A 25,496-nucleotide genomic window follows, 5' to 3' on the forward strand; every position below is an offset into this window, starting at 1 on the left:
ATCAAGGCGAAGGTCGCAGTGTAGCGCCTGCCAACAGGACCGACCGCCAACGAAAAAGGCCACCGAAGTGGCCTCGTGATGCTCCAGCGATGGAGAATCAGTTGCGGGTCTGATCGACCAGCTTGTTCTTGGCGATCCAGGGCATCATGGCGCGCAGTTGGCCGCCCACCTTTTCGATGCTGTGGTCGGCCGTGTTGCGGCGACGGGCTGTCATCGATGGATAGTTCAGACGGCCTTCCTGGATGAACATCTTGGCGTAGTCGCCGTTCTGGATGCGCTTCAAGGCATTGCGCATGGCGGCGCGCGACTGCTCGTTGATCACTTCAGGGCCGGTCACGTACTCACCGTACTCGGCATTGTTCGAGATCGAGTAGTTCATGTTGGCAATGCCGCCTTCGTAGATCAGGTCTACGATGAGCTTGAGCTCGTGCAGGCATTCGAAGTAGGCCATTTCAGGGGCGTAGCCGGCTTCAACCAGGGTTTCGTAACCCATCTTGATCAGCTCGACGGCACCGCCGCACAACACGGCTTGTTCGCCGAACAGGTCGGTCTCGGTTTCTTCCTTGAAGTTGGTCTCGATGATGCCGGCTTTGCCGCCGCCGTTGGCAGCTGCGTAGCTCAGGGCCAAGTCACGGGCCTTGCCGGACTTGTCTTGGTGCACGGCCACCAGGTGGGGCACGCCGCCGCCTTGGGTGTAGGTGTTGCGCACGGTGTGGCCAGGGGCCTTGGGCGCCACCATCCACACGTCCAGGTCAGCACGGGGCACGACTTGGTTGTAGTGCACGTTGAAGCCGTGGGCAAAGGCCAGCGAGGCGCCTTGCTTGATGTTGGGTTCGACGTTGTTCTTGTAGACGGCTGCGATGTCTTCGTCGGGCAGCAGGATCATGACCACGTCAGCGGATTTGACGGCGTCGTTGACTTCCAGAACCGTCAGGCCAGCCTTGCCGACCTTGTCCCACGATGCACCGCCCTTGCGCAGGCCGACCACGACCTTCACGCCACTGTCGTTCAGGTTTTGTGCGTGGGCATGGCCCTGCGAGCCGTAGCCGATGATGGCCACGGTCTTGCCTTTGATCAGGCTCAGGTCGGTGTCTTTGTCGTAGAAAACTTTCATGGGTCGCTCCGGTTGAAATGCGTTGTTGGGGGTTGAAATGGGAAAAACGGGGTGAATTGTCTTACACGCGCAAGATGCGCTCGCCGCGGCCGATGCCGCTGGCACCCGTACGTACGGTTTCCAAGATGGCGGTGCGGTCAATGGCCTGCAGAAAAGCGTCGTTCTTCGACTGGTCGCCGGTCAGCTCAATCGTGTAGCTCTTCTCGGTCACGTCGATGATGCGGCCACGGAAGATGTCGGCCATGCGCTTCATCTCCTCGCGCTCCTTGCCCACCGCGCGCACCTTCACCATCATGAGCTCGCGCTCGGTGTAGGCACCTTCGGTGAGATCCACCACCTTCACGACCTCAATGAGGCGGTTCAGATGCTTGGTGATCTGTTCGATCACATCGTCGGAGCCCGTGGTCTGGATCGTCATGCGCGAGAGCGATGGATCCTCAGTGGGCGCCACGGTGAGCGATTCGATGTTGTAACCACGGGCAGAAAACAGGCCGACAACGCGCGACAGCGCACCGGGTTCGTTTTCCAGCAGAACGGCAATGATGTGTTTCATAGGTGCAGATTCCTCTTTTCGCTGCCCTCCCCCGTGCACGGTAATGCACGGGCTTGGCAGGCAATAGATTCGTCAAAAAAGTGAATGCTATCTATTCGATAGCTGGTAGCGCTTGATGAACAAGCGCTGAAGGCCAATTTGATGCTAAATTAAAGATCTTCCGACCCCAGCAGCATCTCGGTAATGCCCTTGCCGGCCTGGACCATCGGGAACACGTTCTCGGTGGGGTCGGTGCGGAAGTCCATGAACACGGTGCGGTCCTTGAGCTTGCGGGCTTCACGCAGAGCAGGCTCTACGTCCTTGGGGCTCTCGATCAACATGCCCACATGGCCGTACGCCTCTGCCAGCTTCACGAAGTTGGGCAGCGCGTCCATGTAGCTGTGGCTGTAGCGGCCGGAGTATTCGATCTCCTGCCACTGCCGCACCATGCCCAGGTAGCGGTTGTTCAGCGAGCAGATCTTGATCGGCGTGTTGTACTGCAGGCAGGTGGACAGCTCCTGGATGTTCATCTGCACCGAGCCTTCGCCAGTGATACAGAACACCTCGGATTGCGGCTTTGCCAGCTTGATGCCCATGGCGTACGGGATGCCCACGCCCATGGTGCCCAGGCCGCCAGAGTTGATCCAGCGGCGTGGCTCGTCAAAGCGGTAGTACTGCGCGGCCCACATCTGGTGCTGGCCCACGTCGGACGTGATGTAGGTGTCCGCGTCCTTGGTCATGTTCCACAGCGTCTCGACCACGTACTGGGGCTTGATGACGTCTGGGCTGCCCATGCTGTACTTGAGGCAGTCGCGCTTGCGCCAGCCTTCGATGGTGTCCCACCAGGCGGCCAGAGCACCTGCGTCAGGGCGCGTGCTGCTCTCGCGGATCATGGAGATCAGCTCGGTGAGCACGTCCTTGACGTCGCCGACGATCGGGATATCGACCTTCACGCGCTTGGAAATGCTCGACGGGTCAATATCAACGTGGATGATCTTGCGGTCGTTCTGCGCAAAGTGCTTGGGGTTGCCGATCACGCGGTCATCAAAACGCGCGCCCACAGCCAGCAGCACGTCGCAGTTCTGCATGGCGTTGTTGGCCTCGATGGTGCCGTGCATGCCCAGCATGCCCAGGAACTTGCGGTCCGACGCGGGGTATGCACCCAGGCCCATCAGCGTGTTGGTGACCGGGTAGCCCAGCATGTCCACCAGCGTGCGCAACTCATTGGTGGCATTGCCCAACAGCACGCCACCGCCGGTGTAGATGTAGGGACGCTTGGCCGCCAGCAGGAGTTGCAGCGCCTTGCGAATCTGACCACCATGGCCCTTGCGCACAGGGTTGTACGAGCGCATTTCCACGCTTTGTGGATAGCCACTGTACGGCACCTTCTTGAAGGAAACGTCCTTGGGCACATCCACCACCACGGGGCCGGGGCGGCCGGTGCGGGCAATGTGGAAGGCCTTCTTCATCGTCATGGCCAGATCGCGCGGGTCTTTGACGAGGAAATTGTGTTTGACGATGGGGCGGGTAATACCGACCGTGTCGCACTCCTGGAAGGCATCCAGCCCAATGGCGGGCGTGGGCACCTGTCCGGAAATGATCACCATCGGGATGCTGTCCATGTACGCCGTAGCGATACCGGTCACTGCGTTGGTGAGACCTGGACCGGATGTGACCAGCGCAACACCCACTTCACCCGTGGCGCGGGCGTAGCCGTCAGCAGCGTGTACGGCAGCCTGCTCATGGCGCACCAGCACGTGCTGGATGGTGTCTTGTTTGTAGAGCGCGTCGTAGATGTAGAGAACGGCACCGCCGGGATAGCCCCAGATGTACTGAACGTTCTCAGCCTGAAGCGACTTGATGAGGATCTCGGAACCCATGAGGTCCTGAGCAGCGGAAGCGGGGGAGGTGTTGCCCTGCGAAGCAGCGGCCGCTGAAGAGATTTCAGCCTTGGAGATTTCCATGATCGATCAACCTTTGTGAATTTCTCTGACGAAAAACCTTGGGTGCTCCTAACATGCGCTCTTGTGAAGCCAGCTTGGAACTTGAGGCCAAGGACATGGGCGGGATGATTGCCGCGCCGGACCGTGACCCGTTTGCCTTTTGAATTGCAGTGGCGATTATCGCACTGCAACACATGTAAAACTGCCATCCCCCGAAAAAAACCCCGGCGGATGCGATAATCAAAGGCTCCACGTGCCGGATAGCCACATTTTTGTGAGCTCACCGGCACCGATCCCCTCCCGGGCTGACCCGTCTTGGCAACCGAACGAGAACTCTCCGACTTCCTCAAAAGTGTAGAAAAGCGCGCATTCAAGCGCTCGGTCTACCACGTTCGCAATGAGGAAGCGGCGCTCGACATCGTGCAGGACAGCATGCTCAAGCTGGCAGAGCACTATGGTGACAAGCCAGCGGCTGAGCTGCCCATGCTCTACCAGCGCATACTTTCCAACTGCACGCTGGACTGGTTTCGCCGCCAGAAAACCCGCAATGCACTGTTTTCGAGCATGAGCGACTTTGAAGGTCCCGGCGAAGATGGCATGGATTTTGATCTGCTTGAAGCGTATTCAGGACCAGAAAATGGGGAACGGGCAGAGAGCGCTGAGGATCTGACCCGGCGGGCGCAGATCTTTCACGGGATCGAAGCCGAGATTGCCGAGCTGCCTCCACGTCAACGGGAAGCGTTCCTGATGCGTTACTGGGAAGAAATGGATGTAGCAGAAACGGCAGCCGCCATGGGCTGCTCCGAAGGCAGCGTCAAAACGCACTGTTTTCGTGCCATACAAACCCTCAGCAAGGCACTGAAGGCCAAAGGAATCGAGCCATGAACACTGTACAGACCCCATCGACACAGGCAGAAGCTGCGGCAGAGCGCTTTGCACTGCGCGTCACGGCGCGCTTGTCCAGCGGCACCGACGAATTGCCTTACGACATTTCCGAACGGCTGCGCGCCTCGCGCATGCAAGCCCTTGCCAAGCGCAAGAAAGACACCGTGCCGGTGCGTCTGGCGGCACCCGTTGTGGTGCATGCGGGTGGCAGTGCCACGCTGGGCCGTGGCGGCAACGAGGGTGGCGGCTGGTGGAATGCACTGGTGTCTGCCGTTCCGCTGATGGCACTGGTGGTGGGGCTGGTGGTCATCAACATTGCCCAGGACGAAAGCAGCGCCAATGACCTGGCCGAAGTCGATGCAGCCCTTTTGACCGACGATTTGCCACCAGCAGCCTACGCTGACCCTGGCTTCGTACAATTCCTCAAAACCTCTGCCCCGTCGAACTGAGCCTCGCCCCCGACCGCGTACTGCATGCACCCAAGTTCACCCGACGCTTCCCCTGCCCTGCCAGCCTTCGTGCTGGCTTTGGCGCTCTTGGGCGTGCTCGCAGCGGTGGGTGGCCAGGTGCTGGTACAGATGCGCATGGCACCCGGCACCCTGCTGCCTGCGGGGGCTGAAGCTGCGGTTGCCAGCCCCAACAATGCCCGCACGTCCACCCGGCCTGGCGCCATGGCAGTGCCACAGGTCGAGACCGGCCCGGGCTGGGAAACCCTGACCACGCCCCAGAAACTGGCGCTGTACCCACTGGCAGAGCGCTGGGCACTCATCAGCGAAACGCAAAAGCGCCGCTGGCTTGCGCTGGCCGCCAATTTTTCGGCGCTTCCTGAAGAAGAACAGGCCAAATTTCATGACCGCATGACGGACTGGGCCAGCCTGAGCGCACAGCAGCGCAACCAGGCCCGGCTGAACTATGCAGTCACCAACCGGCTTGCCCGCGACGACAAACGCGCCCAGTGGGAGGCCTACCAGGCGCTGTCCGACGAGGAAAAACGTGCGCTGGCTGCGCGTGCCGCCCCCAAGCCCAAGGGCGCCGCCACGGCCTTGCGCCCCGTGTCGCCCAAAAAGCTGGCCCAGGTTCCGGCGGCCACGCAGGCCAACCCCAGCCGCCCCAACGCACCGAAGATTCCGCCCGTGCTCGACCACAGCGCCCCCCGTGTGGCGGCACCGGTCACCCCCACGGCGCCCCCGGCGACCGGCGTGCCCACGCAAAATCCGGCCTCCAACGTGGTCGAGACTGCCCCCGTCTCGATTCCGGTGGCAGTACCAGCAGCACTCCCCCCTCTGGGCGCAGGTTCTGCAGAAACACCTGCGACAACAGCGCCCATGGTCACTCCCGACAACTCTGGCCTGTATCCTCAGTAGTCCCGTCGCTGGCCGACACTCTCCGCCTTGCTTTCGCCTTCTGGAATGACCGCCACCCCTCCCGCCCCAGCACCGCAGGCATCCCTCTCTGCAAAGACCTCTTCCGCCGCCCTCGGCCCCACGCCCAATTTGTGGCGCCGCATGGCCTGCTGGCTGTATGAGGGCATGCTCATGTTCGGGGTGGTCTTCATTGCAGGCTACCTGTTCGGCACCCTGAGCCAAACCCGCCACGCCTTGGACAACCGGCACGCCCTGCAGGCCTTTCTGTTTGTGGTGTTTGGCATTTACTTCACCTGGTTCTGGGCCAAAGGCCAGACCCTGGCTCAAAAGACCTGGCTCATCCGTGTGGTGGACACCGCCGGGCAACCCATCACCCAGGCGCGTGCGCTACTGCGCTACCTGCTGAGCTGGGTGTGGTTCCTGCCGCCCTTGGCAGCCTATCTGTTGGGGGTCTCGGCCATTGAAGTGCTGGTGCTGCTGTTCGGCTGGGTTGCCATCTGGGCCATCCTGAGCCGCTTTCATCCCGAGCGGCAGTTCTGGCACGACGCCCTGGCAGGCACGCGCCTGGTGCACTTCGAGCTTCCGAAAAAGTAGCACCCGCGCGCGGGCTGCAACGCCCGCTGTCATGCGGCTGCGACACAATATCCCTATGCCCCTGTCCCCACCCGAGTCCTCCGCGCCCGCCAACCCCCAGAAGGCCCGCACGGGCTTGAACCGCATCTGGCACGCTGCGGGTTACTCCATCGAAGGCCTTCGCGCAGGCTGGAACGAAAAGGCATTCCGCCAGGAAGCCATTGCCGCCCTGGTGCTGCTGCCCGCGTCTCTCTGGCTGGGGCAAAGCTGGGTAGAAACCGCGCTGCTGGCAGGCTCGGTGGTGATCGTGATGATCGTGGAGTTGCTCAACACCGGCATCGAAACCGCCATCGACCGCATCGGCCCCGAGTGGCACGACCTTTCCAAACGCGCCAAGGACATGGGCAGCGCTGCCGTGCTGCTGGCCTTGCTGCTGTGCGCGGGCATCTGGGGTGCAGCGGTTTTTCAGAGGATTTTCCATGGCTGAACCGACTTTTTCCGTGTGTGTGTATTGCGGCTCGCGACCTGGCGAGAACGCGGCCTTTGCCGACGCTGCCAAAGCCGTGGGTCAATGGATTGGCCAGCACGGCGGCCAGCTGGTGTATGGCGGCGGCCGCAGCGGCCTCATGGGTACGGTGGCCGAGGCCACGCGGCTTGCGGGCGGGCGCGTGGTGGGCGTGATTCCCCAGGCGCTGGTCGACAAAGAGCTGGCCAACCGCCAATGCGATGAGTTGCACATCGTGCAGACCATGCACGAACGCAAGGCCATGATGGCCGAGCGCAGCGATGCCTTTTTGGCCCTGCCCGGCGGTATCGGCACCTTTGAAGAACTGTTTGAAGTGTGGACCTGGCGCCAGCTGGGCTACCACGACAAGCCCCTCGGCCTGCTCAATGTGGCCGGCTACTACGATGGCCTGCTGGGCTTTCTGCAGACCAGCGTGGCCAGCGGCTTCATGGGCGAATGGCAGATGGGCCTGCTGCACGCCTCTACCGATGCCGAGGCACTGCTGCGCACGCTGGTGCAAGACGCCGGCCCCGACCAAGCGCCCGTCCCGCTGCGCTCGGTGATCTAACGGCCTTCAAAAACTGGCGCAGCGCAAGGCCAGTGCCACCGTGGAAATGGCTTTGCCAGGCCACTGGTGGCGTCCCCCTCAGGGGGAAGGTGCGCAGCGACTCAGGGGGGGCTTATACAGCCGCGTCGTCCAGATCCCCAGTACGGATACGCACCACTCGCTCCACGGCCGTCACAAAAATCTTGCCGTCGCCAATCTTGCCGGTGCGCGCCACATTCACGATGGCGTCCACACAGCGGTCCACGTCCTCGGTTTTCACGACAACCTCGACCTTGACCTTGGGCAGGAAGTCCACCACGTACTCGGCGCCACGGTACAGCTCGGTGTGGCCCTTCTGACGGCCAAAACCCTTCACCTCGGTCACGGTGAGACCGGTCACGCCACACTCGGCCAGGGCTTCGCGGACTTCTTCGAGCTTGAAGGGCTTGATGACGGCGGTGATCATTTTCATGGCGGGTCTCCTGGAGGATGTAAAAAAAGGGGTCTGAAAGCGCAGCGCCGAAGCGTCACGCCCTGAATTTGCTGGTGATAGGGTAACGCCAGTCCTTGCCAAAGCTGCGGCGCGTGACGCGAATCCCTACCGGCGCCTGGCGGCGCTTGTACTCGTTGAGCTTGATGAGGCGCGTGACACGCTCCACATCGGCACGTTCAAAGCCGCTGGCGATGATGGACTCGATGGGCTCGTCGTTCTCCATGTAGCGCGCCACGATGGCGTCCAGCACCTCGTAGGGCGGCAGGCTGTCCTGGTCTTTCTGGTCGGGCCGCAGCTCGGCGCTGGGCGGGCGCGTGATGATGCGCTCTGGAATCGGACTGGCGCACGTGCCATACGGGTCGTTGGCGTTGCGCCAGCGGGCCAGGTCGAACACGCGGGTCTTGGCCACGTCCTTGATCACGGCGAAGCCCCCTGCCATGTCACCGTACAGCGTGCAGTAGCCCGTGGACATCTCGCTCTTGTTACCCGTGGTGAGCACGATGGAGCCGAACTTGTTGGACAGCGCCATGAGCAGCGTGCCCCGGATGCGCGCCTGCAGGTTTTCTTCGGTCGTGTCTTCGGGCAGCCCTGCAAAATCGCTGGCCAGTGCGGCCTTGAAGGCCTCGAACTGCGGCTTGATCGAGATCTCGTCATAGCGCACACCCATGCGCGCGGCCATGTCGCGAGCGTCGATCCAGCTGATGTCGGCCGTGTAGGGCGAAGGCATCATCACCGTGCGCACCTTGTCGGCCCCCAGCGCATCCACGGCCACCGCCAGCACCAGGGCCGAATCGATGCCCCCCGACAGCCCGAGCAGCGCGCCAGGGAAGCCGTTCTTGCCCACATAGTCGCGCACGCCCAGCACCAGGGCATCCCACAGGTCAGCCTCCAGGCTTTTCTCTGGAGCTACGTCTGCTTCAATTTTGATAGCGGATCGTGCTTGATGGACCTGCGCGAACACCAGTTTTTCTTCAAAACCCGGCCCCCGGCAGGCCACCAAGCCATCGGCGTTGAGCGCGAACGAGCGGCCTTCAAACACCACCTCATCCTGCCCGCCGACCAGGTGCGCGTACACCAGCGGCAGGCCCGTCTCGGCCACACGCTCGCGCATGGTGGCTTCGCGCTCGGCGCTCTTGCCCAGGTGGAAAGGCGATGCATTGATCACCGCCAGCATTTGTGCCCCCGCTGCTGCGGCATCGCGTGCAGGGGTGGCAAACCACGCGTCTTCGCACACCAGCACCCCCACGCGCACGCCTTCCACCTCGAAGATGCAAGGCTTGTCGCCCGCCACAAAGTAGCGGCGCTCGTCAAACACCTGGTAGTTGGGCAGTTCGCGCTTGGCATAGGTCTGCTCGATCTGCCCATCGCGCAGCACGCTGGCGGCATTGAAGCAAGCGCTGAACGCCGGAGCATCGGGCGCCACGGCCTGCGGGTGGCCCAGCACAATGGCCAGGCCTTTCAACCCCGCAGTCTCGCGGGCCACGGTTTTCACGGCATCATCACAGGCCGCAATGAAGGCGGGGCGCAGGAACAGGTCTTCGGCCGCATAGCCGCAAATCGCCAGCTCAGGCGTCAGCAGCAAACGGGCGCCCTGGGCATAAGCCTCGCGGGCCGCCGCAATGATCTTTTGGGCGTTGCCGGGCATGTCGCCCACAACAAAGTTGAGCTGCGCAGTGCAAATGGAGAGCGTCATGGAACTGGAATCGGCCCCTGCGGCCAGGTTGAACACCGCCCACACGGGCCCGCAGCTTGCAAAACAAAACCGGGGCGTGCATGGCTGAATCTGCCATTATCGCCCGCGTACTTGCCACTGCGCTGGACGTGGATGCTGCGGCCTGGAACACCCTGCTGGCCCAGCAAAGCCACCCCACGCCCTTCATGCGCCACGAGTACCTGGCCGCCCTGGAGACCAGCGACAGCGCCACCCCACGCACCGGCTGGGCGCCGCGCTTCATGACCCTGTGGGAGGGCGACACCCTGATCGCCGCCTGCCCGCTGTACCTCAAGAACCACTCCTACGGCGAGTACGTGTTCGACTGGGCCTGGGCCAGCGCCTACGAGCAGCACGGCGTGCCCTACTACCCCAAGGCCGTGATCGCCGTGCCCTTCACCCCCGTGCCGGGCAGCCGCCTTTTGGCCCGTGACGATGCTGCACGCGCTCTGCTGGTGCAGGTGGTGTGCCAGTGGTGCGAGGACGAAAACGTGTCGTCCGTGCACATCCTGTTTGCCAGCGACGACGACGTGCTGACCAGTGCGCAGCAAGACCTGATGCTGCGGCACACCGTGCAATTTCATTGGAAGAATGTGGCCCCCACGCTCCCCGCTGCGCGTGGTTCGCTGCCCCCCGAGGGGGCCCTCACCGCCTTGGGGCGGCCCGGCGGCGGCGAGAACGTTGCCCCCACGCTCCCCGTTGCGTCTGATGCCCCCTCCCCCGACAGCACCTTGCCCGGCGGCGGCTCGGGCCAACCCTTCAAAGACTTCGACCACTTCCTTGCCAGCCTCGCCCAGGACAAGCGCAAAAAGATCCGCCAGGAGCGCCGCCGCGTAGCCGATGCCGGGGTCACCTTCCGCTGGTCGCGCGGCGCGGACATCAGCGCAGCCGACTGGGATTTTTTCTACCGCTGCTACGAGCGCACCTACCTCGAACACGGCAACCCGCCCTACCTCACGCGGGACTTCTTCGCCCGCATGGCGGCCCACATGCCCGGGGCCTGGCTGCTGTTTGTGGCCGAGCGCGACGGCCAGCCAATTGCTAGCAGTTTGATAGCTATCAGCGCTTTACCATCTAGCGCTGGCAGCCAAAAAGACCAAAACATTGTGGCCTACGGCCGGTATTGGGGCGCGCTGGAGCGCGTGGACTGCCTGCACTTTGAAGCGTGCTACTACCAGCCGCTGCAGTGGTGCATCGATCACGGCGTGATCCGCTTTGAGGGCGGCGCCCAGGGCGAGCACAAGATGGCCCGCGCCCTGCTGCCCGTGCAGGCCACCAGCGCCCACTGGCTGGCGCACCCGGCTTTTGCCGACGCGGTGGAGCGGTTCCTGCAGCGCGAAGGCGCCGGGGTGGCCGAGTACCTGAGCGAGCTGCACGAACGCAGCCCGTTCAAGACAGCCTGAGCCAGCGCAAAGTCAGCCCGCCCCACACCAGCTTGCACCAGCCTGACAACGCAACTAGCGCGTTGGATGCGCCCAACCTCGGGTTCTCCCGACCTCGGCACAGCTTTTGCAACGGCATACTGGCGGCCGCCCGCACCCGGGCTGCGCACCACGGCGGCCCATCCGCCCGCCCGTCAACCCACAGCACCCTCACCATGGCCGCTCCGCAGCATGTCCCATTTCTGACGGTGGAAGACGAAGACGACTGGGTCGTCTCGTTCGCGCTGGGCCCACAGGGTGCCCACCGCCTCACCCTGGTACGCACCCCCCGGCTGGAATTCATGCTGCGGCCCGAGCAGCGCGGTGTGTCGGTGGGTGCCGAAGCGGGCCAGCGCCCCGCCCTGCTGGTCGCGGTGCAGTGGGGCCCCAAAAGCGTGGACGTGGTGTCCACCGCCAAGCGCTACAGCCTGGACATCAGCAAGGTAGACAACGCCACCCGCACGGCGGCACTGCGTGTGCTGGGCAAGATGAACTTTGACCAGCGGTTTCAGCTGGCAGGCAACTGACCAACGGCTGCAGACGGCCCGTCAACCGCTCACAGATAAATAGCTGTCTGCGCTTTCCTGACAAGCGCTGCGGGCCAATCTGATTCAACCATTCGGGCCAGCCGAGTAGGCCAATGCGGTCCACTTGCGCTCGCTCGCAGCGGACTCCACCACCTTTTCGATAAAGCGCACCCCCTCGGCACCATCCTCCACGCGCGGATAGTCGGCCGCCAAAGGGTCGGCCGCGCGGCCAGCGGCACGCGCGCGGATGTCGGCCGCCACACCCAGGTAGATGTTGGCAAAGGCTTCGATGAACGCCTCGGGGTGCCCCGCTGGGATGCGCCCGGCGCGCCGCGCCGATTCGCACAGCCACGGCGAGCCGCGCGTGAGGATGCGGCGCGGGCCGTCCACGGGGGAGTGGATGAGCTGGTTGGGTTCTTCTTGCCGCCAAGTGATGGTGCCCAGCGTGCCCGACACCTGCAGGCGCAGGTCGTTCTCCAACCCCGCTGCCACTTGCGATGCCACGATGAAGCCGCGTGCGCCGCTGTCATAGCGCAGCAGCAGTTGGGCGTCGTCATCCAGTCTGCGCCCGGCGCCAAAGGAGGTGAGGTCCGCACACACCCAGGCGGGATGCTGGCCGGTGACGGTGGCGGCCAGGTTTTCGGCGTGCGATCCGATGTCGCCCAGCGTGCCTGCGCTGCCGCTGCGCGCCGGGTCCAGCCGCCAGTCGGCCTGCTTGTTGCCGCCGCCCTGCTCCACCGCCGTGGCCAGCCAGCCCTGGTTGTATTCCACGGTCACTTTGCGCAGCGTACCCAGCGCACCGCTTTGCACCAGGTGGCGCGCCTCGCGCACCATGGGATAGCCGGTGTAGTTGTAGGTCACGCCGAACACGGTGCCGGCCTTCTTCACGGCGGCCACCAGCTCGTCGGCCTGCGCGCGGGTGTGCACCAGCGGCTTGTCGCACACCACGTGGAAGCCCGCCTGCACAAACGCCAACGCCACCGGGTGGTGCACATGGTTGGGGGTGACGATGCTCACCAGGTCGATGCGCTCATGCGCCGGGCGGCGCAGTTCGTCGGCCAGCAGGTCCTGCCAGCTGCCGTGGTTGCGGTCAGCCGCCAGGCCCAGTTCGGCGCCGGATGCGAGCGCCCGCTCGGGCGAGGATGACAGCGCGCCAGCCACCAGTTCAAACTGGCCGTCGAGCGCCATCGCCTTGCGGTGCACCGCGCCGATGAAGGCGCCGTGGCCGCCGCCCACCATGGCGTAGCGGAGCTTTTGGGGACTGGACATACGAAACGCCTTTGCTCGCTGTGTGTTGTTGTTATCGGTTTTATGGACGGAGAGCGGCTAGGCCTGCTTGTCGCGCGCAAACACGGCGTCGAACGCGCCGACTGCGGGCTTGAAATCCAGCCGCTTGCAGAACGCCGCGCTCTCCGTGGCGCCGTGCACGCGGTCCATGCGGCTGTCTTCCCACTCCACCGAGAGCGGGCCCTGGTAGCCGATGTCGTTGAGCGCAACGATGATGGATTCGAAATCGATCATCCCGCGTCCCACGCTGCGAAAGTCCCAGTTCCGCCGCGCATCGCCAAAGCTGGTGTGCCCGCCAAACACGCCCACCGTGCCGTCACCCTTGCCCCACCACACGTCCTTCATGTGGGCGTTGTAGATGCGATCGCCAAACTGGCGGATGAACTTGATGTAGTCCACGCCCTGGTAGGCCAGGTGGCTGGGGTCGAAGTTGAAGCCGAAGCGCTTATTGCCGCCTACGGCTGCAATCGCGCGCTCGGCCGAGGCGATGTCAAACGCGATCTCGGTGGGGTGCACTTCGAGTGCAAAGTTGATGTCATGCTGCTCGAACACATCGAGGATGGGGCCAAAGCGCTTCGCAAAATCAGCAAAGCCCTTGTCCCAGTATTCCTGCGTGGTGGGCGGAAAGGCATAGATCGAATGCCACACCGACGAGCCGGTAAAGCCCGTCACCGTCTTCACGCCAAAGTTCGCGGCAGCGCGCGCCGTGTCTGCCAGCTCGCTAGCTGCGCGCTGGCGCACCCCCTCGGGCTCGCCATCGCCCCACACATGGGGCGGCAGGATGGACTGGTGGCGCTCGTCGATCAGATCGCACACTGCCTGGCCCACCAGGTGGTTGCCGATGGCAAAACACTGCAGGCCGTGCTGGGCCAGCAGTGCGTGTTTGTCTTTGACGTACTGGGGCGAAGACAGCGCCTCCTGCACGTTGAAATGGTCGCCCCAGCACGCCAGCTCCAGGCCGTCGTAGCCCATGCTTTTGGCCAGGGGCGCAAGTTCTGCCAAAGGCAGGTCGGCCCACTGGCCGGTGAAGAGGGTGACGGGTCTTGGCATGGTGGCTCCAAGGGACGTTGGGTTGCAGGTTCGAAGCGGCTATAAGCTATATTTTCAATAGCTGCTAGCGCTTACTGGATAAGCGCTAGAGGCCAATTTGGCTTGATTTTTCATACATCTCAGATCGCCCATCACTCCCTCTCCCCTGGTGGGAGAGGGCCGGGGAGAGGGGGGAGTGAAACGGGCACGGCGCGGGTGCAGCCCCCCCTCTCCCCCACCCTCTCCCGCGAGGGGAGAGGGTGTAACACCCAGCGCCGCTGAGGGTGCGGGGGCTGATGTCCTCATCTGAGCGATGTTCCTGATCAGGCAACTTGACTCACATTGACGCCATCAGAACGGTGAGTCCGGGAAGTAGAAATCCTTCGCCGTTTCCTTGGTGATCAGCACCGACGGAATGATGGTGTTGGCGGGCAGCTTCTCGCCCTTGATCCGCGCCTCGGCCGTGAGCTTGATCGAGTCGTAGATGAACTTGGGGCTGTACGACACGTTGGCCTGGATGAGCGGGTTGCTGCCGTCCATCAGCGTCTTGATCATGCCCTTGGCACCTGCGCCGCCAAACACCAGCTTGATGTCCTTGCGCTTGGCCTGCTCGATGGCCTTGAGCACGCCAACGGCCATGTCGTCGTCGGCGGCCCACACGGCGTCGATCTGCGGGAAGCGGGTCAGATAGTCCTGCATCACCTTGAAGGCGTCGTCGCGGTTCCAGTTGGCGTACTTGGCGTCCAGCAGCTTGATGCCGGGGTGGTTCTTCAGCACGCTGGTGAACGCGTCCATGCGCTCGTTGTCCAGCGTGGTCGCAATGCCGCGCATGGCCACCACGTTGCCCTTGCCGCCCAGCGCCTTGGCGATGTACTCGGCTGGAATCTTGCCAAAGGCCGTGTTGTCACCGGCCACATACGCGTCCTGCGCGCTGGTGTCGGTCAGGCCCCGGTCCACCACCGTCACGTACACGCCCTTGGCCTTGACCTGGGCCACGGGCTTGGTCAGCGCGGCGGATTCGAACGGGAAGATGACCAATGCGTTGATCTTGTTCACCGTCACCAGGTCTTGCAGCTGGTTGGCCTGCTCGGGCGCGCCACCTGCGGTCTTCACGATGACCTGCAGGCCGGGGTGGGCCTTCTCCAGGTCCTTCTTGGCCTGGTTGGCCCAGTAGACGATGCCGCCGGTAAAGCCGTGCGTGGCCGACGGAATGGCCACGCCCACCACCGTCTTGTTGGCCTGCGCCATGGCAGGGGCGGCCAATGCGAAGGCGGCGGCGCCCACGGCCGAGAGGGCCAGGCGGCGGGTGAAAGAAGAAAGTTGGCTGTTCATGCGTTGTCTCCTGTTGCTTTGGAATATGGCCATGGAAGCTGGCCGGCTGGGGAACACGAAAGTCAAATGACCTACCGAGAAAACCGAAGATCCATCACCGCTTGCCCCTCTGCATGAAAGCGACCGCGATGATCACGAACCCCTGCACCGCAGCATTCAGGTACACGCTGATGATGCTGGTGAGGTTGAGGATGTTGCTGATGACCGAGAGCAGGATGGCCCCCACCACCGTGCCGGTGATGCTGCCCGCCCCGCCCTTCAACACCGTGCCGCCCACGATGACGGCGGCAATCGCCTCCAGCTCCCACAAGAGGCCCGTGGTGGGCGATGCAGAGCCCAGGCGCGGCACATACAGCAGCGTGGCAATGCCCACGCACACGCCGAGCAGCATGTAGGTGAGGATCTTGATCTTGTGCACATCCACCGCCGCGTACTGCGCCACCTGCTCGTTGGAGCCGATGGCCTGCACATAGCGGCCATAGGCCGTGCGGTTCAGGATGACGCCGCCGATGACAGCCACCAGCAGGAAGATCCACACCGGAATCGGCACCCCAAGCAGATTGGCGTAGTACACCGGGCTGTAGATGTCCGACAGGTCGTTCTCCAGCGTGATGGCCCCGCCGTTCGAAAAATACGTGAGGTACGCGCGGAAGATGCCCAGCGTGCCCAGCGTGACGATGAAAGGCTCGATGCGGCCCTTGGTGATGAGCAGGCCATGCACCAGCCCGAACACCGCGCCCAGCACCACGGCCAGCAGCATGCCCACCACCACGGCCGCCATGGGCGAGCCCAGCACGGGCGCCATCGCGTTCATGAACAGGATGACCGAGCCTGCGATCAGCGCCGCCATCGACCCCACCGACAGGTCGATGCCGCCCGAGATGATGACGAAGCACATGCCCACCGCGATGATGCCGATGAAGGCGGTGCGCGTGAGCACGTTCATCACGTTGTCGTAGGTGGCGAAGTTGCTGTTGAGCAGCGTGCCCGCAATGCACAGCAGCACCAAGCCGATGACCGGGCCCAGCCCGTGCAACTTGCCCCACCAGGCCGTGGCGCCGCCGTGGCGGCCCGCTGCAGTAGTGGCGTTTTCAGCGGGTACCTGTGGCATGTGCAATCAACTCCTCTTCGGTCAAATGGGGCTCTTGCAGCGTGGTCTGCAGCCGCCCGGCGCGCATCACCGCCACGCGGTGGCACAGGCCGATCAGCTCCATCAGTTCTGACGAGATCACCACAACAGCAAGCCCCTGCTCTGCCAGGCGCTGCACCAGGTGGTAGATCTCACGCTTGGCGCCCACGTCCACGCCGCGCGTGGGCTCGTCCAGCACCACCACGCTGGGGCCGGGGTGCAGCACCTTGGCCAGCGCCAGCTTTTGCTGGTTGCCGCCCGACAGCGACGACGCGCGCACTTCGAGCGAGCCGGTGCGGATGCCGAACTCCTGCACCGCATCGCGCAGCGCAGCCTGCTCGGCCGCCGGGTCGAGCCAGGGCTTGGCATAGCGCTCCAGCGCCATCAGCGTCAGGTTGGGCCGCAGGCCAAAGTGCACATGCAAGCCCTTGCCCTTGCGGTCTTCACTCAGGTACGTGAGGCCGTGGCGCGCCGCATCGCGCGGGCTTTTCAAATTCACCGGCTTGCCCGCCAGCTCCACCGTGCCGACCGAGCGCGGGCGCAGGCCCAGCAGGCCTTCGAACAGCTCGGTGCGGCCAGCGCCCACCAGCCCGGCAAAGCCCAGAATCTCGCCGCGCCGCACGTCAAAACTCACATCCTCGGCCCAGCCCGGCACCGTGAGGCCGCGCACCTGGATGGCCGGCTCGCCACCCGCAGGCGCGGGCAGCTTGGGCGGAAACAAATCCGCCAACTCGCGGCCCACCATCAGGTTGGCCATCTGCCGCCGCGTCACGCTGGCCGTGGCCTCGCGCGCCACCAGCAGGCCGTCGCGCATCACCACCACCTCGTCGGTGGTGCGCTCCACTTCATCGAGCTTGTGCGATATGTAGATGATGGTCACGCCCGCAGCCTTCAGCCCGGCCATCAGCGCAAACAGGCGCTCTGTCTCGCCCGGGGTCAGCGTGGCGGTGGGCTCGTCCATGATGAGCAGGCGCGCATTGCGGGCCAGCGCGCGGGCAATCTCCACCAGCTGCTTTTCGGCCACGATGAGCTTGCGCACCCGCGTGTCCGGGTCCAGCGGCAGGCCCACTTTGGCAAGCGCCTCGCGCGTCTTCTCGCGCATTGCCTTGTCGTCCAGGAAGGGGCCCCTCTTGATCTCGTGGCCCAAGAAGATGTTCTGCGCAATCGTCAGGTCGTCCGCCAGGTTGAACTCCTGGTGGATCAGCACAATGCCCTGCGCCTCGGCCGCGCGCGAGCCGCCGCCCGGGGCACGCACCGCGCCGTCCACCACCACCTCGCCGGTGGTCGGGCTCTCGTACCCCGCCAGAATCTTCATCAGCGTGGACTTGCCCGCGCCGTTCTCGCCCAGCAGGCCGTACACGCGGCCCGGCTGCAGCGCAAAGTCCACCCCGTGCAACACCCGCACGGGGCCAAACTCCTTGGTGACGTTGCGGAACTCAACAGCGACGCTCATCGCACTGCCCCTGTTCCTACAACTGCTCCAACGCCCGCACCCGCCACCGAGCCCGCGCGTGACAGGCTCTCCTGCATCGCCAGCACACCAGCACCCACCACACCCGCATCGTCGGCCAGCGGCGCGTATTGAATCTCCAGGTGCCGCGTAGACAGCGCCAGCGACCGGTGGTACACGCTTTGCCGCACCGATGCGAGGAACAGCGGCCCCATGTCCGTCACCCGCCCCGCAATGAACACATGCGACGGGTTGAAGAAGTTGACGATGGACGCCAGCATCTGCCCCACCAGGCTGCCCGCGCGCTGGATGATGGCGTTGGCCGCCACATCGCCCGTGCGGCTGGCCTGGGCCACGTCTTCAATCGTCAGCGTGCCGGTGCTTTGCAGCCGCTCGGCCAGCAGGGCGCTCTCGCCGCGCTGCGCGGCCTCGACGGCCATGCGCGCCATGGCGGGCGCTGCGGCCATCGCCTCCACACAGCCCTGGTTGCCGCAATGGCACCGCGGGCCGTGCTGGTCCACACAGATGTGGCCCACGTCGCCCGCCGAGCCATTGGCGCCCCGGTACACCTGCCCGTGGCACACAATGCCGCAGCCAATGCCCGTGCCCACCTTGATGACCAAGAAGTTGGGCAGATTACGCTGCAGCCGGTACATCTCGCCCAGCGCCATCAGGTTCACGTCGTTGTCCACAAACACCGGCGCGGCAAACGCCTCGCGCAGGTAGTCGCGGATCGAGAAGCCGTCCCAGTCGGGCATCAGCGGCGGGTTGACGAGCTGCCCGCTTTCAAAATCCACCGGCCCCGGCACGCCCATGCCAATGGCAATCACCTGGTGGGCGGCCAGCCCGCAGCGCGCCAGCAGCTCGCGCATCAGCCCCCGCACCCGCGCCAGGATCACGCCCGGCCCCTGGCGCACATCAATGGGCTCGCGGTGCCGCGCCAGCACAGTCATGTCGGGCCGCATCACCGCGACTTGCATGCTGGTGGCGCCCAGGTCGGCGCCAATCACCACGCCCAGGGTGTCGCTCAAACGCAGAGTTTCGGCACGCCGGCCGCCAGAGGATTCCTGCAGGCCCACCTCGTCGAGCAGGCCCTCGTCCAGCAGCGCAGCGACCATGGCGTTGGCCTTGCTCTTGGAATAGGCCAGGCGCTGCGCCAGCGCATTGCGCGACGCGCCAGCGGACCAAAAGATGGTCTGCAAGACGCTCAGGTCTTCGGCGCCGCAGTGACTCCAACGGGTGGATGGCAAGGCTTGTCTCCTGTCATGTTTTTGTGCAGCACCTCATGGGGGTGGGTGCTTGACAGGGATGCTATGCGGTCTACTTTGGCCGGGCAAGACTGAACTTTGACCTAAATCTGTCCACACGACCAAGCTGTAGAAACCTTAAGAAGGCCGAGATGTACGCAGCGACTGCATACCTCGTAAGGGATACTAACTAGACGCCTTTTAATTGAAGTGCACCATAAGTACTAGTCGACGCTACTACGGCTAGGTAAAATCTCAATGCCAAAACTGGTCATTGCAAGAGCGGCCGACGATATTCGGTTAAAAAATTACGATGACGTATCAGCAGAAAAAGCATCAAAAAGAGGGAGTACATGGAAACCTATCAGGGCCTCATTTCGCGTCTTGGCCAACACTTGACGGAAATCGAATTAAATATCGATCTCCCATTGGCGGACACCGCAAATAAGTATCGCCTTACCGCCGAGGCAATATGTAAATCCATAATTGTGGGACACGGAGCACAACCACAGGGGCTCCTCGAAAAACTGATTGCTGACGCATTAAAATGGGTAGAAGCTGACGAGAACAACCGCGATGCTGGCATGTTCAAAGCGGAAATTAGATACTTACAGAGTATCGGCAATATGTATTCGCATGATGGGGCGGAGAGTAATCTAACTGAAAATGAAGACCAAACAAAAGCCTTTGACGCATTAGTAAAAGTCGTACGGATCGCATTTTTTGGACAAGGTGATCTTGATCCCCCGTCTCTGCCGAAATCCATGGAGGAGCGAATCCCTGCACGAATGTTGGGCCGCGTCAAATTTGAAAACCCGAGAGCAGAAGAAGTTGTTCGGCTATGTTTTCCAAAGAATCGGGTTGAGACAAAATTTCGAAAATCAGACCATGATAATCGCCTCGTATACGACTATGTTGTTGCCGATCTCGGAGGAGGTTTGTCAAAAGGCATGATATTCATGCGATCTCGAACGGCAATTGAAAAAATGCTAACTGATTTCTTAGCTTCTGTCAGTACTAGCTTTCCCGACGCTCTTGAGATTATTACGCCCAGAGCCTACCGATCCGACGGTGGAGAAATCGATCGACGAAAGTCGATCCTCGACATCATCAAAGATCTATCGTTCGATTCGAGAGGCCGAAAAGTCCAAGTAAAGTACTTCGACGATTTCGTTTGGGAGTCTTGCCTCCCGGAAGAGGCAAGAACTCGCGGTGCTCCCATCAAAAAAACCTCTCATTTTATCGAACAAACACTGGAATCTATTGAAAACTTAGGAAGACCGTCCGTCGTCCATTCAAACGCTTCCGAGTACATCGCAAAGATTCTTAGAGGCGCACACAACTACAACCCCGTCCATGTCGTTATTGGACCTGCTGGCATTGGGAAAACTACATTCTGCGATGACATCGCAACATATATCAATGCACAGGAGAGAAAGCGCGTCATTCTGCTATCTGCTACTGATTTCCGGGAGACATCAAATTCGATCGCTATCGAATCCGTAAGCGACCTGTACAAGGTTGCTGCGGCCAATGGCTTGATGGATGAAGCAAATTCCATCGAGAGCCACAATTTCGAAATAAATCTCGCGTGTGGAAATTTTGTTCTACTTATAGACGGATTCGATGAATTGGAATCCCATCTGGGTGCCTCGCTAAATTTCGAGAAATTCATGCGCTCACTGGCTGATTTAGAGGAGTGTTTTCGGAAAGTATTGGTTATATTGACAGTAAGAGACTATGACATCGAGCGATTTAAGCACTTTAGCCAGACATCTATTTGTCGCTTGCGAGGGTTCTCCAATCAAGATACCGAGCGATATATTGGCGCCCGTCTTCCAAAAGAAAGAATTGCAGAAGCGAGAGCACTCCTCAAAGCATTTAATGAAGATGGCGAGCCTGAAAAAGCCACGACGATCCCTTTATATGTTTCATTGATATGCGATTATCTTATTGAATACCAATCAACATCAGGAACATCCTACAACAAAACACCCGATAGCGCTAAATTTTTTTCAAGCGGCCAGCCTTTAGATGCTCTAGTTAAAAAAATCGTTGATCGTGAAATAGCAAAACAATCACTTGGAAAAATCGGTCCCGACGACTTTTTTGACATTTTAATTGAAATCATTCGCGCACCTCAGCACACTGTCACAAAAGCAGCCCTACTAGAATATATCAGCGCATGTGACAGCGATGCTCACACTTTTAATTCCGACAATTTTTTGCGCAATCCATTTTTAATTTGGGAAAAAGAAACCATTCTCTTCAGGTACGATTCGCTTACTTATTTTTTCAAATCTCGACTATTAGCCCGAAAAATAAAGGAAGGTCAATTCTCCGAATCCCCATCAATTGAATTTATGGCAGAGTTTTATCACGGCGAAGGGCCGCTCTACGATGAAATAACAACCATATTGCCAGCTTCAGAATACGCAAACCACCCCAACACTTTAAAGTGGTTCTCTAGTCTATATAAAAGTTCAGAAAAAGAAATCGACGCCAAAATCCCTTGGAGAAAAGCAATCAGCGCCTTTTTCTACTGGGCACTCAGTGGAGATACCGACAAGGTGGAGCGATCTCGCAGCCTAGTCAAATACTTCAACGGGAATTCATGGAATTTTCTATCCATCTATGGTCGATTTTATCCACTCGACCTGAATAACATCACCGTAAAAGATGGATACATTGATAACTATACAAATCTGAGAAACTGCGACTATGAGTCAGAAAACCCAGTTTTTTACTCAACGCAAGTCAACTTCGACGATCGATCCTTGCCTGAAAAGCTCGAACGCTCACTATTCGCAGCAGACTGCATTTTCAGCCCAAATCTCGCCATGTCATTTCAAGCCAAGGAAATGGCAGATGAATCTGGACACGAGATCATTCGCGACAATATTTATAAAATTCTAAAAGTAGGATTCAGATCGAATCATTTTTCCTGGAAGAGCAAGGACGTTTACAAAAATGTCACAGTTATCGGAAAATTTTCACTGGACGCTTATTTGAATTTCCTTACCACTCAAGGAGTTTTAACCATTGAGTACAGTCGAGCAGGCGCAGAGCCAGGTTATTTGGTATCAGATGCATGGTATTCAGATGCGCGAAAGCTTGTTGAGGCAAAAGATCAAACGAGACGTATGATGGAATTCATCACGCATCTTCAAAAAGCCATTCAATAAATAGATTATTTCTTATTTACCTTGAGAATATAAAACGATTTTGAAAGGGTGCACTGGGTCACAGGTTCGCAATGGATAGAGTTCGCTGCGATGATCCGAAAAGCAAACCCTACATACCCGCACACATCGCTGAACCCGGCCTCCGGAGAACAGCCTAAACCTGCTCCGGCGTCAGCTCCACAGCAATCTTGTCCCACGCACTGGCCGCATGCTCCGGTGCCACGCCGGACGCCACCACACGGCCATAGGCGGGAAGGATTGCTCCATAACTGATAGCTATAAGCTCTTTATCAACAAGCGCTAGAGTCTGTTTTCACTCATATTCCTGCGCACCATGTGCTTACCCATACTGCATGAACTGCCCCGGCCGGCTTGGCTCCCGCACGCCACTAGCAAAGATAGCGGCAGTACGCCCACCGTTTCGCACCAGCGGTGGTAATCCGCCCGCCGATCAGCCGTAGTGATCCGCTGCAGCACCGCATGGTGCGGCCCCAGGTATTCCACGCTGCCCTTGACGACCACATGCACCAGCAGTTCTTCGGTGCCCGTCGCCTCCCACCAGTCCACATTGCCGGCGGGCTCGTGGATGTAGTCGCCCAGCCGCACCACGCGGCCGTCGTTCAGGCGGCGCTCGCCCGCCAGCGTGAGGGCGTGCACTTCGCCCGTGTGGCGGTGCAGGCCCAGCCGCGTGCCGGGCGACAGGCGCATCAGCTCCACCCAACCGGCATCGTCGGGCAGGAACTGAATGGGCAGGGACCACTTGCCTTCGCCTTCGGGAATCCAGTCCGCCAGGCCCGCGCGCTCCAGCGTCTGGGCCACGATCACATCGGCAAGGTGGTTGTTCGTTGTCGTCATCGTCGTCATGTCGGTGCTCCTGGGTAGCTATTGGTTGATGGCTTGCTTGATTGCTTGACCGCTTATTGCTCGGGGTGCTGGTGGCGGTATTCCTGCGTGCGGCCGCCAAAGCCGTACGCAGCGGCGCGCACGTCCTGCACGTAGACATAGCTCTCGGGGTGCAGCGCGCCCAGCAGACCTTCAAAGGCTGCGAACGCCTCGGCGATGTAGCGCGCCTTCTCGGCCTTGGTGTTGGTCTCGTCCACCACCTTGACGTCGAAGTAGAAGCTCGACTGTTTCAGGTCGGCCAGCGACCGGCCGGCGACGTACCAGTCGGCCGGGTCCACAAAGGTGATGACCACGGCGGTGAGGTCGCGCCGCTTGCCGAGCACGCGGGTGGTCAGGTCCAGCAGGGTTTCGGCAATGCGGGCAGACAGCTCGGGCGTGCGTTGGGCAGACACTTTGACGTTGAGGATGGGCATGGAGGGCTCCTGGTGAATGCATTGGGTTGAACGAGCCTTCACTGTAGAAATTGCGCCCCGCCACGGAAACCGCCCGTGGCGATAATGGCTTTTGCTCCGCACGCAAAGGCGCGCACGATGAAAAATCAACCCCAATTCCTCCCCGATCCGGCCGACCTGCGGTGGCTGGTGCGGTCGCTCGACCTGCGCTCGTTTTCTGCTGCGGCGCGTGAGATGGATGTGGCGGTGTCGGTGGTGGCGCGCGGTGTGGATCGACTGGAGGCCGGCTACGGCGTGCGCTTGCTGCGCCGGTCCACACACGGCCTTTCGGCCACGCCCGAGGGCGCAGAGCTGGCGCAGGAAGCGCGTGCCTTGCTGGCGCAGCTGGAGGACATTGGGGCTTCGCTGTCGGACCAGCGCAGCCGCGTAGCGGGCACCTTGCGCCTGGCCTCCAGCCAGGAGATTTGCGAAGCGCTGGTTTTGCCCCACCTGGCGGACCTGCAGGCGCGCTACCCGGCGCTGCGGGTGGAGCTGCTGGCCGATGACCGCGTGGCCGACCTGGTGACGGAAAGCATCGACGTGGCGCTGCGCACCACCGTGGGCCACAGCGACCTGGTGGTGGCGCGCGAACTGGGCCGGTTTGAGCGGCGCCTGTACGCGGCCCCTGGATATCTGGAAAAGCACGGCACGCCTGCCGAGCCTAGCGATCTGCAGCAGCACCACACCGTGACGCACACCGCGCAGGGGCCAGCGGTGACCTGGGCGTTTCGCAACGCACAAGGCAAGCCGTTGGAGGTGACCGTGCGCTCGCGCCTGGCCGCCAGCAGTTCGGCCCTGGTGCACCACGCACTGGTGAGCGGCGCGGGCATCGGCATGTTGTCCAGCCCGCTCGCGGCGGCCGATGTGGCACAAGGCCGGTTGGTGGAGGTGCTTGCGCCCTTCGCCTCTCGCACGGTGCACACGATGTACGCGGTGTCGTCACCGGGCCGGCGCAATGCGGCCAGGGTGAAGGCGGTGATTGATTTTCTGGTGAAGGCATCGAAGGACCGGTGGGCGCTGGCGCCTGTGCGGTGAAGTTTTTTTATGCACCACCGGCTGGCTGGCCGGGGGCCGCTGACCCCAGCCGCAAGACAGCCTAGCGGTGAGCAAGGTGCAAGCATGCGGGGTCAGTGAGTTGGCCCGCTTTCGTTGGTTGCTAGCAGGCCGATGCCACCCAGCCTCTGAACGCAAACCCCATGTAAAACATCTGCACATCGGTGAAACCGGCCTCGCGCAGAATCGCCTCGTCTTCCTGCGGCGTCAGCACCGCCAGCTCTGCAGCCACCTTGTCCCGCGCCTTGGCCGCATGCTCCGGCGGCACACCGGACGCCACCTGAAACGCGGCGTAGCGTGACAGCCATAGGTCGAGCTCCCCTGCCCCGCCCTCACCGCCTGGGCCTGCGCCATCCGCCACGCTCAGATGCGCCACCACCAGCGGTGCCCCGGGCTTGAGCCGCCGCCGGATCTCCGCCAGCATGGGCACCCGCTGCTCGCGCGGCACAAAGTGAAAAGTCAGCAGGCACGTGGCGCCGTCGAACGGCCCGGCCGGCGCGCTGTGCACATAGCCGTGGTGCAGCGCCAAGTGGTCGCCTGGCAGGCCTGCGCTCTGCAGCCGCTGCGCCGCCAAGTCCAGCATGGGCTGGCTGGGGTCCACGCCGTCGAAACGCCAGCCGGGGTGCGCCCGCGCCATGTCTTCCAGTTCCAGCCCGCCACCTGCGCCCACCACCAGCACGCGACCATCGGCGGGCACATGCTCGGCCAAGAGGATGCGGGACATGCGCAGCAGGCTGTCGTAGCCGGGCACGTTGCGGCGGGGGCCTTCGGCGTAGCGGGCGACGGCGGCGGGGTCGGTGAAGGGGGATGTGGTGGGTTGGGTCATGGTGTGTTT

At 61.9% G+C, this 25,496-nt stretch carries 24 protein-coding genes; 10 read left to right on the plus strand and 14 right to left on the minus strand.

Translation table 11 applies throughout. The features are described 5' to 3' along the window. Positions 1-97 precede the first annotated feature (97 nt). The 3 genes from ilvC to ACQ4MJ_RS10655 form a co-directional block, all read right to left on the minus strand. Entirely contained in the window at positions 98-1,114 is a 1,017-nt protein-coding gene (gene ilvC / locus ACQ4MJ_RS10645) for a ketol-acid reductoisomerase (protein ID WP_055393779.1), read from the minus strand. A 61-nt stretch (positions 1,115-1,175) separates the two neighbouring features. Then, positions 1,176-1,667 carry an acetolactate synthase small subunit gene (gene ilvN, locus ACQ4MJ_RS10650; RefSeq protein ID WP_007857867.1) on the minus strand — a complete coding sequence of 164 codons (492 nt, stop codon included), beginning with the start codon at positions 1,665-1,667 and terminating at the stop codon, positions 1,176-1,178. Between the two features lie 149 nt (positions 1,668-1,816). Further along, a complete protein-coding gene (locus ACQ4MJ_RS10655) occupies positions 1,817-3,610 on the minus strand; it encodes an acetolactate synthase 3 catalytic subunit (RefSeq protein WP_431152732.1) in 1,794 nt (597 codons plus the stop codon). Positions 3,611-3,904: 294 nt separating this feature from the next. Between ACQ4MJ_RS10655 and ACQ4MJ_RS10660 the strand changes: the two genes are divergently transcribed. The 6 genes from ACQ4MJ_RS10660 to ACQ4MJ_RS10685 are packed head-to-tail and all read left to right on the plus strand — an operon-like array spanning position 3,905 to position 7,484. Next, on the plus strand, positions 3,905-4,474 hold the full coding sequence (locus ACQ4MJ_RS10660) for an RNA polymerase sigma factor (RefSeq protein WP_121419806.1): 570 nt from the start codon (positions 3,905-3,907) through the stop codon (positions 4,472-4,474). Then, entirely contained in the window at positions 4,471-4,923 is a 453-nt protein-coding gene (locus ACQ4MJ_RS10665) for a DUF3619 family protein (RefSeq protein ID WP_121506719.1), read from the plus strand. Before ACQ4MJ_RS10660 ends, ACQ4MJ_RS10665 begins: the two co-directional genes overlap by 4 nt. A gap of 24 nt (positions 4,924-4,947) precedes the next feature. Beyond that, complete coding sequence (locus ACQ4MJ_RS10670; protein WP_121506720.1) at positions 4,948-5,838, plus strand: DUF3106 domain-containing protein; 891 nt, start codon at positions 4,948-4,950, stop codon at positions 5,836-5,838. 45 nt (positions 5,839-5,883) lie between these two features. Further along, entirely contained in the window at positions 5,884-6,432 is a 549-nt protein-coding gene (locus tag ACQ4MJ_RS10675; RefSeq protein ID WP_055393768.1) for an RDD family protein, read from the plus strand. 55 nt (positions 6,433-6,487) lie between these two features. Then, the gene (locus ACQ4MJ_RS10680; protein WP_431152731.1) at positions 6,488-6,898 is read left to right on the plus strand and encodes a diacylglycerol kinase; all 411 of its coding nucleotides are present in this window, start codon (positions 6,488-6,490) and stop codon (positions 6,896-6,898) included. Beyond that, positions 6,891-7,484: a TIGR00730 family Rossman fold protein gene (locus tag ACQ4MJ_RS10685; protein ID WP_228894852.1), complete on the plus strand. Its 594-nt coding sequence runs from the start codon at positions 6,891-6,893 to the stop codon at positions 7,482-7,484. The genes ACQ4MJ_RS10680 and ACQ4MJ_RS10685 overlap by 8 nt, the downstream gene beginning before the upstream one ends. A 112-nt stretch (positions 7,485-7,596) precedes the next feature. Here ACQ4MJ_RS10685 and ACQ4MJ_RS10690 read toward each other — a convergent pair whose 3' ends face one another. Both ACQ4MJ_RS10690 and ACQ4MJ_RS10695 read right to left on the minus strand, forming a co-directional pair. After that, positions 7,597-7,935 carry a P-II family nitrogen regulator gene (locus ACQ4MJ_RS10690; RefSeq protein ID WP_007857855.1) on the minus strand — a complete coding sequence of 113 codons (339 nt, stop codon included), beginning with the start codon at positions 7,933-7,935 and terminating at the stop codon, positions 7,597-7,599. A gap of 55 nt (positions 7,936-7,990) precedes the next feature. Further along, entirely contained in the window at positions 7,991-9,649 is a 1,659-nt protein-coding gene (locus ACQ4MJ_RS10695) for an NAD+ synthase (RefSeq protein WP_431152730.1), read from the minus strand. A gap of 80 nt (positions 9,650-9,729) precedes the next feature. On the opposite strand from ACQ4MJ_RS10695, the gene ACQ4MJ_RS10700 reads away from it, so the two are divergent. Both ACQ4MJ_RS10700 and ACQ4MJ_RS10705 read left to right on the plus strand, forming a co-directional pair. Next, positions 9,730-11,070 (plus strand): GNAT family N-acetyltransferase, encoded by a 1,341-nt coding sequence (locus tag ACQ4MJ_RS10700; RefSeq protein WP_431152729.1) that lies wholly within the window; start codon positions 9,730-9,732, stop codon positions 11,068-11,070. A 194-nt stretch (positions 11,071-11,264) separates the two neighbouring features. Next, on the plus strand, positions 11,265-11,615 hold the full coding sequence (locus ACQ4MJ_RS10705) for a hypothetical protein (RefSeq protein WP_010461104.1): 351 nt from the start codon (positions 11,265-11,267) through the stop codon (positions 11,613-11,615). Positions 11,616-11,699: 84 nt separating this feature from the next. On the opposite strand, the gene ACQ4MJ_RS10710 is transcribed toward ACQ4MJ_RS10705, so the two are convergent. The 6 genes from ACQ4MJ_RS10710 to ACQ4MJ_RS10735 form a co-directional block, all read right to left on the minus strand. Then, on the minus strand, positions 11,700-12,884 hold the full coding sequence (locus tag ACQ4MJ_RS10710; protein WP_431152728.1) for a Gfo/Idh/MocA family protein: 1,185 nt from the start codon (positions 12,882-12,884) through the stop codon (positions 11,700-11,702). A 57-nt stretch (positions 12,885-12,941) separates the two neighbouring features. Beyond that, positions 12,942-13,952: a sugar phosphate isomerase/epimerase family protein gene (locus ACQ4MJ_RS10715; RefSeq protein WP_431152727.1), complete on the minus strand. Its 1,011-nt coding sequence runs from the start codon at positions 13,950-13,952 to the stop codon at positions 12,942-12,944. A 330-nt stretch (positions 13,953-14,282) separates the two neighbouring features. Continuing rightward, positions 14,283-15,263: a substrate-binding domain-containing protein gene (locus ACQ4MJ_RS10720; protein ID WP_431152726.1), complete on the minus strand. Its 981-nt coding sequence runs from the start codon at positions 15,261-15,263 to the stop codon at positions 14,283-14,285. A gap of 94 nt (positions 15,264-15,357) precedes the next feature. Next, complete coding sequence (locus ACQ4MJ_RS10725; RefSeq protein WP_010461100.1) at positions 15,358-16,374, minus strand: ABC transporter permease; 1,017 nt, start codon at positions 16,372-16,374, stop codon at positions 15,358-15,360. Next, entirely contained in the window at positions 16,355-17,845 is a 1,491-nt protein-coding gene (locus ACQ4MJ_RS10730; protein ID WP_431152725.1) for a sugar ABC transporter ATP-binding protein, read from the minus strand. The genes ACQ4MJ_RS10725 and ACQ4MJ_RS10730 overlap by 20 nt, the downstream gene beginning before the upstream one ends. Next, a complete protein-coding gene (locus ACQ4MJ_RS10735; protein ID WP_431152723.1) occupies positions 17,842-19,092 on the minus strand; it encodes an ROK family transcriptional regulator in 1,251 nt (416 codons plus the stop codon). Before ACQ4MJ_RS10735 ends, ACQ4MJ_RS10730 begins: the two co-directional genes overlap by 4 nt. A gap of 350 nt (positions 19,093-19,442) precedes the next feature. Here ACQ4MJ_RS10735 and ACQ4MJ_RS10740 point away from each other — a divergent pair, with 350 nt between their 5' ends. After that, complete coding sequence (locus ACQ4MJ_RS10740) at positions 19,443-22,274, plus strand: NACHT domain-containing protein (protein ID WP_431152721.1); 2,832 nt, start codon at positions 19,443-19,445, stop codon at positions 22,272-22,274. Between the two features lie 300 nt (positions 22,275-22,574). Here ACQ4MJ_RS10740 and ACQ4MJ_RS10745 read toward each other — a convergent pair whose 3' ends face one another. Together ACQ4MJ_RS10745 and ACQ4MJ_RS10750 are read right to left on the minus strand one after the other, a co-directional pair. Then, positions 22,575-23,138, minus strand: coding sequence for a cupin domain-containing protein (locus tag ACQ4MJ_RS10745; protein WP_431152719.1), 564 nt, complete (start codon positions 23,136-23,138; stop codon positions 22,575-22,577). Positions 23,139-23,191: 53 nt separating this feature from the next. Beyond that, positions 23,192-23,590 (minus strand): tautomerase family protein, encoded by a 399-nt coding sequence (locus tag ACQ4MJ_RS10750; protein WP_094290820.1) that lies wholly within the window; start codon positions 23,588-23,590, stop codon positions 23,192-23,194. 117 nt (positions 23,591-23,707) lie between these two features. Here ACQ4MJ_RS10750 and ACQ4MJ_RS10755 point away from each other — a divergent pair, with 117 nt between their 5' ends. Next, positions 23,708-24,643 (plus strand): LysR family transcriptional regulator, encoded by a 936-nt coding sequence (locus ACQ4MJ_RS10755; RefSeq protein WP_431152717.1) that lies wholly within the window; start codon positions 23,708-23,710, stop codon positions 24,641-24,643. 121 nt (positions 24,644-24,764) lie between these two features. Here ACQ4MJ_RS10755 and ACQ4MJ_RS10760 read toward each other — a convergent pair whose 3' ends face one another. Further along, entirely contained in the window at positions 24,765-25,487 is a 723-nt protein-coding gene (locus ACQ4MJ_RS10760; protein WP_431152715.1) for a class I SAM-dependent methyltransferase, read from the minus strand. Positions 25,488-25,496: the final 9 nt, after the last annotated feature.

It is taken from the genome of Acidovorax facilis (genome assembly GCF_050626955.1).
Lineage (GTDB): Bacteria > Pseudomonadota > Gammaproteobacteria > Burkholderiales > Burkholderiaceae_C > Acidovorax > Acidovorax facilis.